The organism is Streptomyces sp. NPDC104371 (assembly GCF_055583785.1).
Map to the genome: position 1 here is coordinate 203872 of NZ_JBVJNF010000006.1, position 16970 is coordinate 220841.

General features: G+C 68.6%; 16 protein-coding genes. 7 read left to right on the forward strand and 9 right to left on the reverse strand.

The genetic code is table 11. From position 1 onward, the window contains the following. Window positions 1-7 precede the first annotated feature (7 nt). The 6 genes from murJ to trxA all read left to right on the forward strand — a co-directional run bounded on the left by murJ (window position 8) and on the right by trxA (window position 7259). Complete coding sequence (gene murJ / locus ACZ60T_RS20235; protein ID WP_469667118.1) at window positions 8-2281, forward strand: murein biosynthesis integral membrane protein MurJ; 2274 nt, start codon at window positions 8-10, stop codon at window positions 2279-2281. A gap of 118 nt (window positions 2282-2399) precedes the next feature. Then, on the forward strand, window positions 2400-4097 hold the full coding sequence (locus tag ACZ60T_RS20240; protein WP_469667119.1) for a protein kinase family protein: 1698 nt from the start codon (window positions 2400-2402) through the stop codon (window positions 4095-4097). 25 nt (window positions 4098-4122) lie between these two features. Continuing rightward, complete coding sequence (sigM, locus tag ACZ60T_RS20245) at window positions 4123-4836, forward strand: RNA polymerase sigma factor SigM (protein WP_469667121.1); 714 nt, start codon at window positions 4123-4125, stop codon at window positions 4834-4836. Then, on the forward strand, window positions 4833-5771 hold the full coding sequence (locus tag ACZ60T_RS20250; RefSeq protein WP_469667122.1) for an anti-sigma factor family protein: 939 nt from the start codon (window positions 4833-4835) through the stop codon (window positions 5769-5771). The genes sigM and ACZ60T_RS20250 overlap by 4 nt, the downstream gene beginning before the upstream one ends. Window positions 5772-5907: 136 nt before the next feature. Next, window positions 5908-6879 carry a thioredoxin-disulfide reductase gene (gene trxB / locus ACZ60T_RS20255; protein ID WP_365628805.1) on the forward strand — a complete coding sequence of 324 codons (972 nt, stop codon included), beginning with the start codon at window positions 5908-5910 and terminating at the stop codon, window positions 6877-6879. A 44-nt stretch (window positions 6880-6923) separates the two neighbouring features. Continuing rightward, window positions 6924-7259: a thioredoxin gene (trxA, locus tag ACZ60T_RS20260; protein WP_252425359.1), complete on the forward strand. Its 336-nt coding sequence runs from the start codon at window positions 6924-6926 to the stop codon at window positions 7257-7259. A 101-nt stretch (window positions 7260-7360) separates the two neighbouring features. Here the strand turns inward: trxA and ACZ60T_RS20265 are convergent, their stop codons facing one another. The 9 genes from ACZ60T_RS20265 to rpmH form a co-directional block, all read right to left on the reverse strand. Beyond that, window positions 7361-7978 carry a GNAT family N-acetyltransferase gene (locus ACZ60T_RS20265; RefSeq protein ID WP_365628801.1) on the reverse strand — a complete coding sequence of 206 codons (618 nt, stop codon included), beginning with the start codon at window positions 7976-7978 and terminating at the stop codon, window positions 7361-7363. Between the two features lie 323 nt (window positions 7979-8301). Beyond that, entirely contained in the window at window positions 8302-9399 is a 1098-nt protein-coding gene (locus tag ACZ60T_RS20270; RefSeq protein WP_469667124.1) for a ParB/RepB/Spo0J family partition protein, read from the reverse strand. Continuing rightward, window positions 9396-10469, reverse strand: coding sequence for a ParA family protein (locus ACZ60T_RS20275; RefSeq protein ID WP_469667361.1), 1074 nt, complete (start codon window positions 10467-10469; stop codon window positions 9396-9398). The genes ACZ60T_RS20270 and ACZ60T_RS20275 overlap by 4 nt, the downstream gene beginning before the upstream one ends. A gap of 303 nt (window positions 10470-10772) precedes the next feature. Beyond that, window positions 10773-11489, reverse strand: a complete 717-nt coding sequence (gene rsmG, locus ACZ60T_RS20280; protein ID WP_365628795.1) for a 16S rRNA (guanine(527)-N(7))-methyltransferase RsmG — start codon at window positions 11487-11489, stop codon at window positions 10773-10775. Between the two features lie 157 nt (window positions 11490-11646). Next, window positions 11647-12159, reverse strand: a complete 513-nt coding sequence (locus ACZ60T_RS20285; RefSeq protein ID WP_252425363.1) for a Jag family protein — start codon at window positions 12157-12159, stop codon at window positions 11647-11649. A 15-nt stretch (window positions 12160-12174) separates the two neighbouring features. Further along, a complete protein-coding gene (gene yidC / locus ACZ60T_RS20290; protein WP_365628792.1) occupies window positions 12175-13449 on the reverse strand; it encodes a membrane protein insertase YidC in 1275 nt (424 codons plus the stop codon). A 3-nt stretch (window positions 13450-13452) separates the two neighbouring features. Beyond that, window positions 13453-13806 carry a membrane protein insertion efficiency factor YidD gene (gene yidD, locus ACZ60T_RS20295; protein WP_365628789.1) on the reverse strand — a complete coding sequence of 118 codons (354 nt, stop codon included), beginning with the start codon at window positions 13804-13806 and terminating at the stop codon, window positions 13453-13455. Further along, window positions 13803-14177 carry a ribonuclease P protein component gene (rnpA, locus tag ACZ60T_RS20300; protein ID WP_365628786.1) on the reverse strand — a complete coding sequence of 125 codons (375 nt, stop codon included), beginning with the start codon at window positions 14175-14177 and terminating at the stop codon, window positions 13803-13805. Before rnpA ends, yidD begins: the two co-directional genes overlap by 4 nt. 19 nt (window positions 14178-14196) lie before the next feature. After that, window positions 14197-14334 (reverse strand): 50S ribosomal protein L34, encoded by a 138-nt coding sequence (rpmH, locus tag ACZ60T_RS20305; RefSeq protein WP_003956500.1) that lies wholly within the window; start codon window positions 14332-14334, stop codon window positions 14197-14199. A gap of 405 nt (window positions 14335-14739) precedes the next feature. Here rpmH and dnaA point away from each other — a divergent pair, with 405 nt between their 5' ends. Continuing rightward, window positions 14740-16581, forward strand: coding sequence for a chromosomal replication initiator protein DnaA (gene dnaA, locus ACZ60T_RS20310; RefSeq protein ID WP_469667125.1), 1842 nt, complete (start codon window positions 14740-14742; stop codon window positions 16579-16581). The last annotated feature ends 389 nt before the right edge of the window (window positions 16582-16970 follow it).

The following is a 16970-nucleotide window of genomic DNA, read 5'->3' on the forward strand; positions in this document are numbered from 1 at the left end:
GGTAACCATGAACGCGCCGTACGACGGTGACCGCGGGCAGGGCGCCGCGGGCAGCTCGGGCTACCCCGAGGGTCCGCCGCCGCACGGCTCCGGTCAGGTGCCGTGGCCGCCTCCGGCAGACGCGTATGTCCAGGACGCCTACGCCCAGGACCCCTACCGGGCGCAGGACCTGTCCGCGCAGGATCCGGTGACCGAGGCGCTCTACGACCACGCCGCGCCCCCTCCGCCGCCTGCGGGCGCGTACCAGCCGCAGCAGCCGTCGCACGGACAGCCGACGCCGCAGTACGCCCACGACCCGCGCGTATGGACCCAGCCGCCGACGTCTGCCGGTCCCGCGCAGCATCTGCCGTACGGGGAGGCTCCCCGTACGACGCAGTTCGGGGGCGTCGACGGCCCGGCCGCCCAGGCCGGTGAGGAGAGCCCCGAACCGGACGCCTTCGCTCATCTCTTCCGGGACCAGCAGCAGAGCGGTGGGCAGCCCTACGCCATGCAGCCGCCGTCCGCACCCGGCTCGGGCCCCGCACCAGGGCCTTACCCCGGCCCCGCCTACGCTCCCGCACCCGCGTCGGCCGCGCCGTACACCCCCATGCCTCCGTCAGCGGCGGAAGCCGCACCGGCAGCCGCTCCCGCGCCCGCGGAGGCGAAGAAGGGCGGGCGGGCTTCGGGCCTGCTGAAGTCCAGCGCGGTGATGGCGGCGGGCACGTTGGTCTCCCGCCTCACGGGCTTCGTCCGTTCCGCGATGGTCGTCGCCGCACTCGGGGTCGGCCTGCTCGGCGACACGTTCCAGGTCGCCTACACACTGCCGACGATGATCTATGTCCTGACCGTCGGCGGCGGCCTCAACTCCGTCTTCGTCCCACAGCTCGTGCGGGCCATGAAGGAGGACGAGGACGGCGGAGAGGCGTACGCCAACCGGCTGCTGACCCTGGTCATGGTGGCGCTGGGCGCCCTCACCGCTCTCGCGGTCCTCGCGGCACCGCTGCTGGTGCGTCTGATGTCCCCGTCCGTGGCCGCCGATCCGGCGGCCAACGAGGTCGGTGTCACCTTCGTCCGCTACTTCGTGCCTTCGATCTTCTTCATGGGCATCCATGTGGTGATGGGACAGATCCTCAACGCGCGCGGCAGGTTCGGCGCGATGATGTGGACGCCGGTCCTGAACAACATCGTCATCATCGTGACGCTCGGCATGTTCATCTGGGTGTACGGCACCGCCGCCGACTCCGGCATGAAGGTGTCGACCATTCCGGCCGAAGGCCAGCAACTCCTCGGCGTCGGCATCCTGCTGGGTCTGGTCGTCCAGGCCCTCGCGATGTTCCCCTACCTGCGCGAGAGCGGATTCCGGCTGCGCCTGCGCTTCGACTGGCGGGGACACGGACTCGGGAAGGCCGCGGCCCTCGCCAAGTGGACGCTTCTCTTCGTCCTCGCCAACCAGGCCGGCCTGATCGTGGTCAGTCAGCTGTCCACCTCGGCGGGCAAGCAGTCGCCCGTCGACGGCACCGGCTACGCCGCCTACGCCAACGCCCAGTTGATCTGGGGCCTGCCGCAGGCCATCATCACCGTCTCGCTGATGGCCGCCCTGCTGCCCCGCCTCTCCCGCTCGGCCGCCGAGAACGACCACGGCGCGATCCGTGACGACGTCTCCCAGGGCCTGCGCACCACGGCGGTCGCCATCGTGCCGGTCGCCTTCGGCTTCGTCTCGCTCGGTGTTCCGATGTGCACGCTGATGTTCGGCTCCTCAGGCACCAGCGAGGCCACCAACATGGGATACATGCTGATGGCCTTCGGCCTCGGCCTGATCCCCTACTCCGTGCAGTACGTCGTCCTGCGCGCCTTCTACGCCTACGAAGACACCCGGACGCCCTTCTACAACACGGTCATCGTGGCCGCGGTCAACGCGGGCGCCTCGGCTCTGTGCTACTTCCTGCTCCCGGCCCGCTGGGCCGTGATCGGCATGGCCGCCGCCTACGGTCTCGCCTACGCCACCGGCGTGGGTGTCGCCTGGAGCCGCCTGCGCAAGCGGATCGGCGGCGACCTCGACGGCTCCCGCGTCCTGCGGACGTACGCGCGGCTGTGCATCGCCTCGGTACCGGCCGCGCTGCTGAGCGGCGCGGCCTGCTACGGAATCGGGCACACACTGGGCCAGGGCGTCGGCGGCTCGCTCGCCGCCCTGGTCGGCGGTGGAGTTCTTCTCCTCGGGATCTTCTACGTCGCCGCACGGAAGATGCGCATCGAGGAACTCAACTCGATGGTCGGCATGGTCCGCGGGCGTCTGGGGCGCTGAGGCGGGGGTAGGCGCACAACCATCGTCCGCCGCTGTGTGTCGTGCATACCGACGGACTGTGGGCACAATTGGTTTCTGCGTCGGAGAGCGCGCAACGGATGGGGAGGCAGGAACGACGGTGGCGGAACGGAGCACGGCTGCCGTCGACGTGGCAGACACCAGCGGCGATGAGTCGCTGACCGCCAAGGCGGACCAGTCCACGTCCGACGGGGTGGCCCAGGAACGGGACACGGACACCGACGAGGCGCGCGGGAACGGCGGGCCCGAGCGGCCCGGGGAGGCCTCATCGCCCGAATTGCACAGCGGCCACAAGCTCGCCAGGCGCTACCGCCTCGAGGAGTGCGTCACCCGTCTGGACGGATTCAGCAGTTGGCGCGCGGTGGACGAGAAGCTCCGCCGCGCCGTCGGGGTGCACATCCTGCCCGCGAGCCATGCGCGGGCCCGTTCCGTGCTGGCCGCGGCCCGTGCCTCCGCGCTGCTCGGGGACCCTCGCTTCGTACAGGTCCTGGACGCCGTCGAGGAGGACGACCTCGTCTATGTCGTCCACGAGTGGCTGCCCGACGCCACCGAGCTGACCGCGCTGCTCGCTGCCGGGCCCCTGGAGGCCCACGACGCCTACCAGATGGTCACCCAGGTCTCCCAGGCGATGGCCGCCGCCCACCGCGAGGGCCTCTCCCATCTGCGCCTGAACCCGGGTACCGTCCTGCGCGCCTCCACCGGTCAGTGGCGCATCCGCGGCCTCGCCGTGAACGCCGCGCTGCGCGGCATCAGCTCCGACACCCCGCAGCGCACCGACACGGAAGCCATCGGCGCGCTTCTGTACGCCGCTCTCACCCAGCGCTGGCCGTACGAGGACGACGCCTACGGCCTGTCCGGGCTGCCCAAGGGCGTGGGCCTCATCGCGCCCGACCAGGTGCGCGCGGGCATCCACCGCGGCCTGTCGGAACTGGCCATGCGCGCTCTCGCCAACGACGGCGCCACCGCCTCCCGCCATGAGTCCCCGTGCACCACGCCCGAGGAACTCGTGAAGGCGATCGGTGAGATGCCCCGCGTCCGCCCGCCGGAGCCCACGTTCACCGCGCCGCCCGAGTACCAGCGCACGACGTACCAGCAGGGCACCTACGGCCGCCCCGCGCCCCCGCTCGGCGCCACACAGCCGGTGCCGACCCCGCCGCCGCCACTGCAGAGCCGCACCGGCAAGGCCCTCAAGTGGGCCGTCTCGGCGCTGCTCATCGCCGCGCTGGGCCTCGGTAGCTGGCAGCTCGCCGAAGCGCTCATGGAGCAGGGCAAGAAGTCCGACACGAACCAGACGCAGACGCAGGACGACGACGGCAAGTCGGGGGACGAGAAGAAGAAGGCCGCCCCGCTGAAGATCCACGGCGCGCAGGAGTACGTCGCGAAGGGCGAGGCCCAGCACCCCAATGACGTCGGGAAGACGTACGACGGCAACGCCTCGACGTACTGGAAGACCAACACCTTCCTGGACGGTCCGACCCTCGCGCCGTACAAGCCAGGCGTCGGGATCGTCTACGACCTCGGATCGGCGCAGGAGCTGGATTCGGCGACCATCGGACTCCGGTACGGAGGCGATCACACGACGGTCGACCTGTACGCCGCCGAATCACCGACGTCGTCGAAGAAGATCGGCAGCGTCACGACGAGCGGAACCACCGCCACGGTGAAGCTGACCAAGCCGGTGAAGACTCAGCACGTCCTCGTATGGCTCACCGCGGTGCCGTACTCCGGTCAGGACCCGAGCAGTTACTCCGACCCCGGTTACAAGCAGGCCATCACCGACGTGAAGTTCTTGGGCTGACGTCTCACCGAAGGGGAGGGGGCCGATGGCGGACGGCACCGGATACGTCGACGTGAGCGACCCCGATCTGCTCGCCCGCCATGTCGAAGGCGACCCTGATGCCTTCGGTGAGCTCGTGCGACGGCATCGCGACCGGCTCTGGGCGGTGGCGCTGCGGACGCTGGGGGACCGCGAGGAAGCCGCCGACGCCGTCCAGGACGCCCTCGTCTCCGCCTACCGGGCCGCCCACACCTTTCGCGGACGGTCGGCCGTCACCACCTGGCTCCACCGGATCACGGTGAACGCCTGCCTGGACCGCGCCCGCAAGGCCGCGTCCAGAAGGACCTCGCCGGTCGACGACGCGGAACGGCTGGAGCAGCTCATGGAGCCGCACGAATCGGCGTCCGCACCGGCCGAGCGCAATGATCTGCACCGCGAGTTACTCAAGGCCCTGGGCACCCTTCCCCCCGACCAGCGGGCCGCCCTTGTCCTCGTGGACATGCAGGGCTACCCGGTGGCGGAAGCCGCCTGCATCCTCGACGTACCGACCGGAACGGTGAAGAGCCGTTGCGCTCGGGGCAGAGCCAGGCTGCTGCCGCTGCTCACGCATCTGCGGACAGCGGACGGCGGCGAGGAAGCCGGGGCGTCGGACGGCGGACGGAACCGGGTGCACGGGGCATCCGTCCCACCCCCGGCGGGACCACGTGACGCGGGAGCGAGCGATTCAGCGGCTGCGAAGGGCGGAGGTGAGCGAGCGTGACATCCACGACCGACATGGCCGAGCACCCGGAGGTCGAGGAACTCTCCGACCTCAGCGAAGGCATCCTTCCGCCTTCCCGCGACGCTGACGTACGACGGCATCTGGGCGACTGCGTCCCCTGTGCCGACGTCTACGACTCCCTGGCAGAGATCCGTGGCCTGATGAGCACGCTCGCGGACCCACCACGGATGCCTGACGACGTAGCGCTGCGCATCGACGCCGCTCTCGCCGCGGAGCCCCTCCCGGATGCGATCGCGCCTTCCTCCGACACCGCGACCGTTGCCTCCCAGGATCCTGCCGTCGCCCCTGTTTCACGTGAAACATCGCCCTCTTCTCCGTCCGATCGCCCCTCGGGTCATGCCCGTGCGGCCACCGGGCCGGGTCGTACGAAGCGCACCCGGCGGGGCGCTCGCAGGGTGGTCGCCCTGGGAGCCGTCTTCACCGCCGCTGCCCTGGGCTTGGGCACGCTCCTGGTGCGGACGCTGAGCGACGACACGAATACCGCTGCCTCGTCGACGGCCACACGGCAGCACACCGACGCGGCGCACACCTACTCCGAGGGCACTCTGAAGAGTCAGGTGGCCGGCCTGCTCGCCGCGAGCAGGCCGAGCGAGAAGCGTTCCGGGAGCGCCAAGCCCTGGGGTATCGAGTCCGATCCCGACCCGACGGGGGCCGCGACCGGGCGGCAGAACACGATGTCCCAGGGCGCCATCGTCCCCGTGCCCAGTTGCATAGAGCAGGGGATCCGGAGCAACGAGACCGTGATCGCCGCCGACAAGGGTGTGTATCAGGGGACGGTTGTCTATCTCGTGGTCACGCCCGACGCCTCCGACACCTCGAAGGTCACGGCCTACCTCGTCGACGCGGCATGTGTGAAGCAGGGCTCGGCATCGCCGGGCCGGGTGCTGCTGACCCACTCGTACACCCGCTCCTGAGGCATCCCTCCGCTGCGCTCGTGTGCCCCGCCACACCGGGAATGCGTGCCCCTTAGGATCCGTTGGGTGGGGTGAGAGTACTGATACAGGCTCCCACCGGCAGTAGCAGCAGTCTCCAGAGACGAGGAATCAGGCCGTGAGCGACGTTCGTAACGTGATCATCATCGGCTCCGGGCCCGCCGGCTACACGGCGGCGCTCTACACCGCGCGCGCGTCGCTGAAGCCGCTGGTGTTCGAGGGCGCTGTCACCGCGGGTGGCGCGCTGATGAACACCACCGAGGTGGAGAACTTCCCCGGCTTCCAGGACGGCATCATGGGCCCCGAGCTCATGGACAACATGCGCGCGCAGGCCGAGCGCTTCGGTGCCGAGCTGGTTCCGGACGATGTCGTCTCCGTGGACCTCACCGGTGAGATCAAGACCGTCACGGACACCGCCGGTACGGTCCACCGGGCGAAGGCCGTCATCGTCACCACCGGCTCCCAGCACCGCAAGCTGGGCCTGCCGAACGAGGACGCGCTCTCCGGACGCGGCGTCTCGTGGTGCGCCACGTGTGACGGCTTCTTCTTCAAGGACCAGGACATCGCCGTGATCGGCGGTGGCGACACCGCGATGGAGGAAGCGACCTTCCTCTCCCGCTTCGCCAAGTCCGTGACGATCGTCCACCGCCGCGACAGCCTGCGTGCCTCCAAGGCGATGCAGGAGCGCGCCTTCGCCGACCCGAAGATCAAGTTCATCTGGGACAGCGAGGTCGCGGAGATCAAGGGTGACCCGAAGCTGGAGGGTCTCACGCTGCGGAACCTGAAGACCGGGGAGCTCAGCGAGCTGCCGGTGACCGGCCTGTTCATCGCCATCGGTCACGACCCGCGGACCGAACTCTTCAAGGGTCAGCTCAATCTCGACGAGGAGGGCTACCTCAAGGTGGACGCCCCCTCCACGCGTACCAACCTCACCGGCGTCTTCGGCGCTGGCGACGTGGTGGACCACACCTATCGCCAGGCGATCACCGCTGCCGGTACCGGCTGCTCCGCCGCTCTCGACGCCGAGCGCTTCCTCGCCGCTCTCGCCGACAGCGACCAGCAGGCCGAGCCCGAGAAGACCACCGTCTGACCCCCCTCTTCCCCCACCGCACCACCGAAGTTAAGGAGCCCACCGTGGCCGGCACCCTGAAGAACGTGACCGACGACTCCTTCGAGCAGGACGTCCTCAAGAGCGACAAGCCCGTCCTGGTGGACTTCTGGGCCGCCTGGTGCGGCCCGTGCCGCCAGATCGCCCCGTCCCTCGAGGCCATCGCCGCCGAGTACGGCGACAAGATCGAGGTCGTCAAGCTCAACATCGACGAGAACCCGACCACGGCCGCCAAGTACGGCGTCATGTCGATCCCGACCCTGAACGTCTACCAGGGTGGCGAGGTGGCCAAGACCATCGTCGGCGCCAAGCCGAAGGCCGCGATCGTCCGCGACCTCGAGGACTTCATCACCGCCAAGTGACCCGGTGACCGCCGCCTCGGCATGGCGGCATGTTTCACGTGAAACACGGATGGGCCGGCCCTTCGGGGCTGGCCCATCGTCATGCGGAAGAGAAGCGACGGTCACAACGGCCGCAGCGCCGGCTCCTTCTGTACGGCTCCGAGAAGGCGGTCCAGCGCCAGCTCCACGTCCTCCTTCCAGGAGAGCGTGGTCCGCAGCTCCAGCCGCAGTCTCGGGTACGTGGGGTGCGGGCGCACGGTCTTGAATCCCACCGCCAGGAGGTGATCGGCGGGCAGCAGGCACGCGGGCTCCTTCCAGCGCGCATCGCCGAAGGCTTCGATCGCCTTGAAGCCGCGGCGCAGCAGATCCTTGGCAACCGTCTGAACCATCACACGGCCGAGCCCCTGCCCCTGATAGCCCGGCATGACGAAGGCGGTCATCAACTGGACCGCATCCGGCGACACCGGACTTGTGGGAAACGCCGTGGAGCGGGGGACATAGGCGGGCGGCGCATACAGCACGAAGCCCACCGGTACGTCGGCCACGTAGACCACCCGGCCGCAGGAGCCCCAGTCCAGCAGCACGGCGGAGATCCAGGCCTCCTTCTCCAGAGCAGCGGTACCGTCCTTTACCGCGGCTTCGCCACTGACCGGGTCCAGCTCCCAGAAGACGCATGAGCCGCAGCGATGGGGGAGGTCCGGAAGGTTGTCCAGCGTGAGCGGTACGAGCCGACGCCCCATGAAGGCAGTTCCTCGCTTCCTTCGCCCGCCGCGTCGCGGGCGGCTGTCAGAGCGCTCCGCTCCCGGAGCAGGCTGCCGACGAACCCGCCGACCGCCCCCAGGCTCAGGCCTGCGGTCACCAGACCGCCACGGCTCACGGTTCGCATGGCCCCGCCTCCCCGATCATGGCCCTGCCGGGGTGGATGCACCCTACCTGATCGCATCGTATCCAGGATGCGATTCCCTCGACACCGCCTGAACGCAAAGAGCGGGTCGTGTCCGGTGTGCACCGGACACGACCCGCCTGGCGGTCGGTCGTTCGGACATCGACACGCTTCGTCGGCTCAGTCCTCGGACTCCTCGACACCGCCGTCCAGGCCCTGCTGAATGACCGGCCCCTCGCCCGGAGCAAGCGTGCCCAGGATCCTCTTCAGATCCTCCATCGACGCGAACTCGACGGTGATCTTGCCCTTCTTCTGACCGAGGTCGACCTTGACCCGGGTCTCGAAGCGGTCGGAGAGCCGCGTGGCCAACTCATTGAGCGCGGGAGAGACCCTGCTCCCGGCACGCGGCCCCTTGGACCGGATGGCGCTCTGGGGGCGCGACCCCATGAGGGTGACGATCTCCTCGACGGCCCGCACGGACAGCCCCTCGGCCACGATGCGGTGGGCCAGCCTGTCCTGCTCCTCCGAGTCCTCGACAGAGAGCAGGGCCCGAGCGTGTCCTGCGGACAGGACACCGGCGGCCACGCGACGCTGCACCGCCGGTGACAGCTTCAACAACCGCAGAGTGTTGGAGACCTGTGGACGGGACCGGCCGATACGGTCCGCGAGCTGATCGTGCGTGCAGTTGAAGTCCTTGAGGAGCTGGTCATAGGCGGCGGCCTCTTCCAGCGGGTTCAACTGCGCCCGGTGCAGGTTCTCCAGAAGGGCGTCCAGAAGGAGCTTCTCGTCCTCCGTCGCGCGCACGATGGCCGGGATGGCTTCGAGTCCGGCCTCTCGGCAGGCTCGCCACCTCCGCTCGCCCATGATGAGTTCGTAGCGTCCCGGGCCCATCTGCCGGACCACGATGGGCTGGAGAAGCCCGACCTCCTTGATGGAGGTGATCAGCTCGGCGAGCGCGTCGTCATCGAACACCTCGCGGGGCTGCCGGGGGTTCGGGGTGATGGAGTCGAGGGGCAACTCGGCGAAGTGGGCACCCACGGGCGGCGCGGGCGTCCCCACGGGGCGGTGTGCCGACGACTCCTCGGTTTCACGTGAAACAGGCGGGAGCGTGGCCACCTTCGCAGCCGCCACTCCCCGGTCCGTCGCCAGCAGGGGCGTCGAGGAGACGGACGCACCGCCACCCAGCCCACCCGCGGCTGCCGACTTCTCTCCTGTCGGGGCAGCAGGGATCAGTGCGCCCAGACCACGACCCAGTCCACCCCTCCGTCGTTCGCTCACTGCATCCCCTCCACCATGCTCTGTTCCGTCTGGGCGCCGTTGTGAGCGTGCTGTGCGTCGTACGCGACGCCCACGCCCTTCAGCGCGATTTCGCGTGCCGCCTCAAGGTAGGAGAGAGCACCGCTTGATCCTGGATCGTAGGTCAGCACCGTCTGCCCATAGCTCGGCGCCTCGGAGATACGGACGGAGCGCGGGATGCTCGTCCTCAGCACCTCGTCGCTGAAGTGGCTGCGCACCTCTTCTGCGACCTGGGACGCCAGGCGTGTCCGGCCGTCGTACATGGTGAGCAGGATGGTCGACACATGCAGAGTGGGGTTGAGATGTCCCCGCACCAGGTCGACATTGCGCAGCAGTTGTCCGAGACCCTCCAGTGCGTAGTACTCGCACTGGATCGGGATGAGTACCTCCTGACCGGCGACCAGCGCATTGACGGTCAGCAGGCCGAGTGAGGGCGGGCAGTCGATGAGGATGTAGTCCAGCGGCTGCTCATAGGCCTGGATCGCCCGTTCCAGTCGGCTCTCTCGCGCGACCAGGGACACCAGCTCGATCTCCGCACCGGCGAGATCGATCGTGGCGGGGGCGCAGAAGAGACCCTCGACATCGGAGACCGGCTGAACGACCTCCGCGAGCGGCTTGCTCTCGACCAACACGTCGTAGATGGAGGGGACATCCGCGTGATGGTCGATCCCCAGTGCTGTGGACGCGTTGCCCTGAGGATCGAGGTCGATCACCAGGACGCGGCCACCATGTAGAGCGAGGGAGGCGGCGAGATTGACCGTCGTCGTGGTCTTCCCCACCCCGCCCTTCTGATTGGCCACCACGATGACACGGGTCTGGCTGGGGCGTGGCAGGCCTTCGCCGACCCGGCCCATCGCGTCCACCGCACGTTGGGCAGCACGACCGATGGGTGTCTCGTCCATCAGGGGCGGTGTTTCACGTGAAACACCCTCCCCCATCGACTCGGTACGGGGGCCGGGGACCGGATCGGTCATCGGTCCCGCGATGTTGGCGTCGGACCGCAAGGATTCACTCTCCTCGACTTCAGGCTCACAGTGATCAGAGCCTCCCATGCCTTCAGGGTCGTGAACCAGTGAGGTCCGGTCTTCTGTGGAGAAATCCACCTCTGTGGACAACTCCGTTCCCTCTACGGGGGACAAGGCTCCGCGAGGCGATGGTTCTTCGAGGGATCCGAGGGGCCTACGGTCACGGGGTTCGGCCGCAGCCCGGCCACGACTGATGATGCCGTGCAGCAGTGAGCGACGTTTCACGTGAAACACGATGCACAGCAGCCCTGACCGAACCCCCGCGACACTCCGTGTCGGGCAGGTTTGGGTGCTGGGGTGGAGTACCCGAACGTGCCCGGACGTCTACCGTCAGCGACGGCGGCGGACCCGTCCGGCCCGAGCCGCCTTCGCCCGCTTCGCCGCGAACCGCACACCGCCGGGGCTCTCTCCGACCTCCACCCGCACCACGGTCGACAGCGGATCCACGATCCCGTCACCGACATGCAGGATGGACGTCTCCACGGCGCCGAGCTTGCTCAGAGCGGACGCAGCGCTCTTCAGCTCTTCCTCCGCGGTATCGCCCTTGAGCGCGAGCATCTCCCCATAGGGACGCAGCAGCGGAATGCCCCAGGTGGCCAGACGGTCCAGCGGGGCCACGGCGCGGGCGGTCACGACATGGACCTGCGGAATCTTGCCCATGACCTCCTCGGCACGGCCACGGACGACCGTCACATGGTCGAGGCCGAGCATCTCGACGACCTCGGTGAGGAAGTTGGTCCGCCGCAGCAGCGGCTCGAGCAGCGTGATCTTCAGGTCCTCACGGACGAGCGCGAGCGGGATGCCGGGCAGACCGGCGCCCGAACCGACATCGCACACGGTCACGCCCTCGGGCACGACCTCCGAGAGGACCGCGCAGTTCAGCAGGTGCCGCTCCCACAGACGGGGCACTTCCCGCGGTCCGATCAGACCGCGCTGCACACCTGCCTCGGCAAGCAGCTCCGCATAGCGGACCGCGTCCGCGTAGCGATCACCGAACACCTCGCGCGCCTGCTCGGGAGCAGGGGGAAGCTCTGCTGCTTCCGTCACGGGGACCGTCCTTCCGTACCGCATGAGCGCACTGAGCGCAGAACCAGGGCTATCAGGGCTCCCGGCTGCCATGACCACAGCCGTGAGGAACTACCAGGCTGACAAAGTTCGGCCCCGCCTGCGCAACAGACGGGGCCGGAGAAGCGTACGGGCCGAATCAGGCGGGCAGCACGACGACGAAGCGCTGCGGCTCTTCGCCCTCCGACTCGCTGCGCAGGCCCACGGCCTTGACCGCGTCATGCACGACCTTGCGCTCGAAGGGCGTCATCGGCTTGAGCTTCACGGGCTCGCCGGTGCTCTTGGCCTCGGCCGCCGCCTGGGCGCCGAGCTTCGAGAGCTCCGCGCGCTTCTTGGCGCGGTAGCCGGCGATGTCGAGCATCAGCCGACTGCGGTCGCCGGTCTCCCGGTGCACGGCCAGGCGCGTGAGCTCCTGGAGGGCTTCGAGCACCTCGCCGTCGCGGCCGACCAGCTTCTGGAGGTCGCGGCTGTCCGTGTCACTGATGATCGACACGGAGGCGCGGTCGGCCTCGACGTCCATGTCGATGTCGCCGTCGAGATCGGCGATATCGAGCAGACCCTCCAGGTAGTCCGCCGCGATCTCACCCTCCTGCTCCAGGCGAGTCAGGGTGTCTGCGCCCTCGGCAGCGGCGGAGGTGGTGCCTTCCGTCACGGGATGGACTCCTTCTTACTTCTTGGACGGGGACTTGGGCCGCTGCGGACCCTTGCGCTGGCCGGACTGGGCCCTGCTGCGGGTGCCGTCACCGGGCTTGGACGTCGCCTTCTTGGCGCCACCGGCCGGCTTGGCTTCCTTCTGCTGGGCTTCCTGCGGCTCGTCGGACTCGCTCTCGGAAGAGTCATCCGCGGCCTTGGGACCGCCGGACTGGCGCTGCGCCTTGCTCTGCCGCTTGGGCTGCTGACGCTTGGGGGCGGCGGTGGTCGTCCCGTCCTCGGCGGTCTCGACGGCCACGGCGTCGCTCTTCATCACAGAACCGTCGGACTGGGCCGCGAGACCCGCCTTGCTCAGACCGTTGATGAACTTGCGCTCGAACTCGTTGCGGTCACGGCCCTTGGCGACGATGGCCTTGACGATGACCTTCTCACGCCGGTTGCGGGTCTTGCCGTGGTGCGTGATGTGCTTGTGCAGACGCTCCAGGTAGGAGGCCTGAGCCTTGGACCCCGGGGTCGGGTTGTTGTGGATCACGTACATCTGCTGGCCCATGGTCCACACGTTGGTGGTCAGCCAGTAGACGAGAACACCGACCGGGAAGTTGATACCGAAGACGGCGAAGATGATGGGGAAGACGTACATCAGCATCTTCTGCTGCTGCATGAACGGCGTCTTCACCGTCGTGTCGACGTTCTTCGTCATCAGCTGACGCTGCGTGTAGAACTGCGACGCCGACATCAGGATGATCATGATGGCGGTGACGACCCGCACGTCGGTCAGCGAAGCACCGAGCTGGGAGACCTTGTCCGCGCTGTCCGTGAACTTGGCGGCCAGCGGTGCGCCGACGATATGGGCCTTCTGCGCACTGGCGAGCAGGCTGTCGTCGATGACGCCGATGGTCTTGCCCGACGCGATGCCGTTGAGCACGTGGTACAGGGCGAAGAAGAACGGGGACTGCGCCAGGATGGGAAAGCACGAGGAGAGCGGGTTGGTACCCGACTCCTTGTACAGCTTCATCATCTCTTCGGACTGACGCTGCTTGTCGTTCTTGTAGCGCTCCTGGATCTTCTTCATCTCGGGCTGGAGCGTCTGCATGGCCCGGGTCGCCTTGATCTGCTTCACGAAGAGCGGGATCAGGCAGATACGGATCAGAATCACCAGGGACACGATGGACAGGCCCCAGGCCCACCCGGTGTCAGGCCCGAAGATCGCTCCGTACACCTTGTGGAACTGGACGATGACCCAGGAGACGGGCCAGGTGATGAAACTGAAGAGGCTGGCAATCGTGTCCACTAATCATGCTCCTTGGGCATGGGACGAGGTCTCTGCGGCCGGGCTCGAAGGAACGTTCCCCTCGATGACCGGTTCGGCGGCGGAGGGCCCGCCCTTGCGTGCACGCCAGGCGTCACGCAACATTTCGTGCCACCGCGGACGCTTGCGCGGCGGAACATGGTCCACGCCGCCCAACGACCACGGATTGCACCGTAGGATCCGCCAGGCGGTGAGCGCCGTCCCCTTGATCGCACCGTGCCGGTCGATGGCCGTATAGCCGTAGTGGGAACACGACGGGTAGTACTTACATACCGGCCCCAACAGCGGACTGATCGTCCACTGATAGAGCTTGATCAGGGCCAGCAGCGGGTACTTCATCGCGCGCCCCCTCCTCCCGTCAGCCGTTGAAGAGCGGCGTCCAGGTCTTGGGCTAGCTGTGCATGGTCGGCGTCGCCCGCACCGGGCAGCGCTCGTACGACTACCAGGCTACCGGGGGGCACCAAGGCGACTCGGTCACGCATCAGATGCCGAAGCCTGCGCTTGACCTTGTTGCGGACGACCGCTCCACCCACAGCCTTGCTCACGACGAAACCCGCACGCGTCGGGGGAGCGCTCTCCCCAGGCGCGTGCGGGTCCGTGACACCGCTACGAAGGTGGACGACGAGAAGCGGGCGTCCGGCCCGACGTCCTCGGCGTACCGCGGTCGCGAAGTCCTCGCGCCGCCTCAGCCGATGTTCGGTAGGCAGCACGTCATGACCTGTTCGCGATTCAGGCGGACAGGCGGGCGCGACCCTTGCTGCGGCGGGACGCCAGGATGGCGCGGCCGGCACGGGTGCGCATACGCAGCCGGAAGCCGTGGGTCTTCGCGCGACGACGGTTGTTCGGCTGGAAGGTGCGCTTGCTCACTCGGGGGCTCCAGTAATGATTCGGTGGGTGGCGGGGTGTCACCTGGCTGTCACCGTGCGCCCACGAGTAGCTCGCATTACGCCCGAGTGCACCGCTTTCCGATCACCGAAATGCGCCCTAGGTGGACACTGTGCGTGATCTACGCCCATCGGAGGCAGGCGGCAGCAGCCATCGACAACTCGACCTCGCTACGGTACGTGGGGCCGCACCGTCCGGTCAAACCCGTGCCCCGTGAGGGACACTTGTCCACAGGCTGGGGACAACGACTTGAACCACGCCGGTCGCCCTGACTACCGTGGCCGGACTCCGATTCGTTCCCTTGTCCCCACCCGGCGGTTCCGCCCCGCCTCGATCCACCCCGACTTTCCGCGAGCCCCTCGCGGGACCTGTGAGAGAGCGTGCCCTGTGGCTGACGTACCTGCCGATCTTGCCGCAGTGTGGCCGCGCGTACTCGAGCAGCTTCTCGGTGAAGGGCGCGGGCCCGGGGTCGAGGCCAAGGATGAGCACTGGATCAAGCGCTGCCAGCCGCTCGCGCTGGTCGCCGACACCGCCCTCCTCGCCGTCCCGAACGAATTTGCGAAGGGCGTTCTCGAGGGTCGGCTCGCGCCGGTCGTCAGCGACACCCTGAGCCGTGAGTGCGGTCGCCCGATCCGTATCGCGATCACCGTCGACGACTCCGCGGGCGAGCCCCCGGCCCCGCAGCCGCGCTACGACGAGCCCGATCTCTCCGCGTCCCCGCGCCGTGACGCGTACGACCCCCAGAACGGCTACGAGGGATACGGCCGCCACCGCGCCGACGACCACCGCGCGCCGCGCCCCGACCAACTGCCCCCCGGCTCCGGCGACCAGCTCCCCGCTGTCCGCCCCGCCTACCCGGGCGAGTACCAGCGCCCCGAGCCCGGCGCCTGGCCGCGCGCGTCCCAGGACGACTACGGCTGGCAGCAGCAGCGGCTCGGCTTCCCCGAGCGCGACCCGTACGCCACACCGGCGCCGGACTACCGCGCGCAGTCGCTGGAGCGGTCGCCGTACGAGCAGCAGCGCCCGGACTACGAGAGCGCGCGCCCCGACTTCGACCAGCACCGCCGCGAACTCCCCGAGTCCTCCGCCGGAGACGGCTCGGGACACCGCGGCGGTCCGGCCGGGCCGGGATCGGCCACCGGCGCCCCCGGCCCGCTGGCCGCGAAGCCCGCGCCGGCGGCCGGTGCGGGCGAGCCCACCGCGCGCCTGAATCCGAAGTACCTCTTCGACACGTTCGTCATCGGCGCGTCGAACCGCTTCGCGCACGCGGCGGCCGTCGCCGTCGCCGAGGCACCGGCCAAGGCGTACAACCCCCTGTTCATCTACGGGGAGTCGGGGCTCGGCAAGACGCATCTGCTGCACGCGATCGGGCACTACGCGCGCAGCCTCTACCCCGGCACGCGCGTGCGGTACGTGAGCTCCGAGGAGTTCACCAACGAGTTCATCAACTCCATCCGCGACGGCAAGGCGGACGCGTTCCGCAAGCGCTACCGCGACATGGACATCCTCCTGGTCGACGACATCCAGTTCCTCGCGCAGAAGGAGTCGACGCAGGAGGAGTTCTTCCACACCTTCAATACGCTCCACAACGCCAACAAGCAGATCGTGCTGTCCTCGGACCGGCCGCCCAAGCAACTGGTCACTCTGGAGGACCGGTTGCGCAACCGCTTCGAGTGGGGCCTGATCACCGACGTCCAGCCGCCCGAGCTGGAGACGCGGATCGCGATCCTGCGCAAGAAGGCGGTGCAGGAGCAGCTCAACGCACCGCCGGAGGTGCTGGAGTTCATCGCCTCCCGTATCTCGCGCAACATCCGCGAGCTGGAGGGCGCGCTGATCCGGGTGACGGCGTTCGCGTCGCTCAACCGGCAGCCGGTGGACCTCGGACTGACGGAGATCGTCCTCAAGGACCTGATCCCCGGCGGTGAGGACACGGCGCCCGAGATCACCGCGCCCGCCATCATGGCCGCCACCGCCGACTACTTCGGGCTGACGGTGGAGGACCTGTGCGGCACCTCCCGCGGACGTGCCCTGGTGACCGCCCGGCAGATCGCGATGTATCTGTGCCGTGAGCTGACCGATCTGTCGCTGCCGAAGATCGGGGCGCAGTTCGGCGGCCGGGACCATACGACGGTGATGCACGCCGACCGCAAGATCCGTGCGCTGATGGCCGAGCGGCGCTCGATCTACAACCAGGTCACCGAGCTGACGAACCGCATCAAGAACGGCTGACGGCGGACCTGGTCGCAGGACCACCGAGAGCGCCCCCGGGAAGGCTTCCCAGGGGCGCTCTCGCCGTTTCCGGCAGGTGTCCCGGCGGACCCGCGGTCGCGCCACGGCAGCCCCATGGCGGCCTCACGAGCCCTCGCCCTCTCCCTCGCTCGCCGCACCCGCACCCGCACCCGCAGACCGTCTTTCGGGACCACTCGGCACCGCCGCCACCCCTCTCACCGCGCCGCCCTCACGATCTCCGACGCTCTCCAGCGACAACCGGTGTTCGAATACTTGCCGGGGTTACGGTCGTCCTCCACAGATCCGGTGACTTTCTTCCATCCACATCCTGGGGACTGCGAAGTTATCCAGACTGTGTCCACAGGCTGTGCTGTTGAACGACGATCAGC

Excerpts from the sequence above, each read along its gene's own strand:
- murJ (WP_469667118.1), top strand. The coding sequence starts at position 8 with ATGAACGCGCCGTACGACGGTGACCGCGGGCAGGGCGCCGCGGGCAGC.
- sigM (WP_469667121.1), top strand. The coding sequence starts at position 4,123 with ATGGCGGACGGCACCGGATACGTCGACGTGAGCGACCCCGATCTGCTC.
- ACZ60T_RS20265 (WP_365628801.1), bottom strand. The coding sequence starts at position 7,978 with ATGGGGCGTCGGCTCGTACCGCTCACGCTGGACAACCTTCCGGACCTC.
- yidD (WP_365628789.1), bottom strand. The coding sequence starts at position 13,806 with ATGAAGTACCCGCTGCTGGCCCTGATCAAGCTCTATCAGTGGACGATC.
- ACZ60T_RS20275 (WP_469667361.1), bottom strand. The coding sequence starts at position 10,469 with ATGGGAGGCTCTGATCACTGTGAGCCTGAAGTCGAGGAGAGTGAATCC.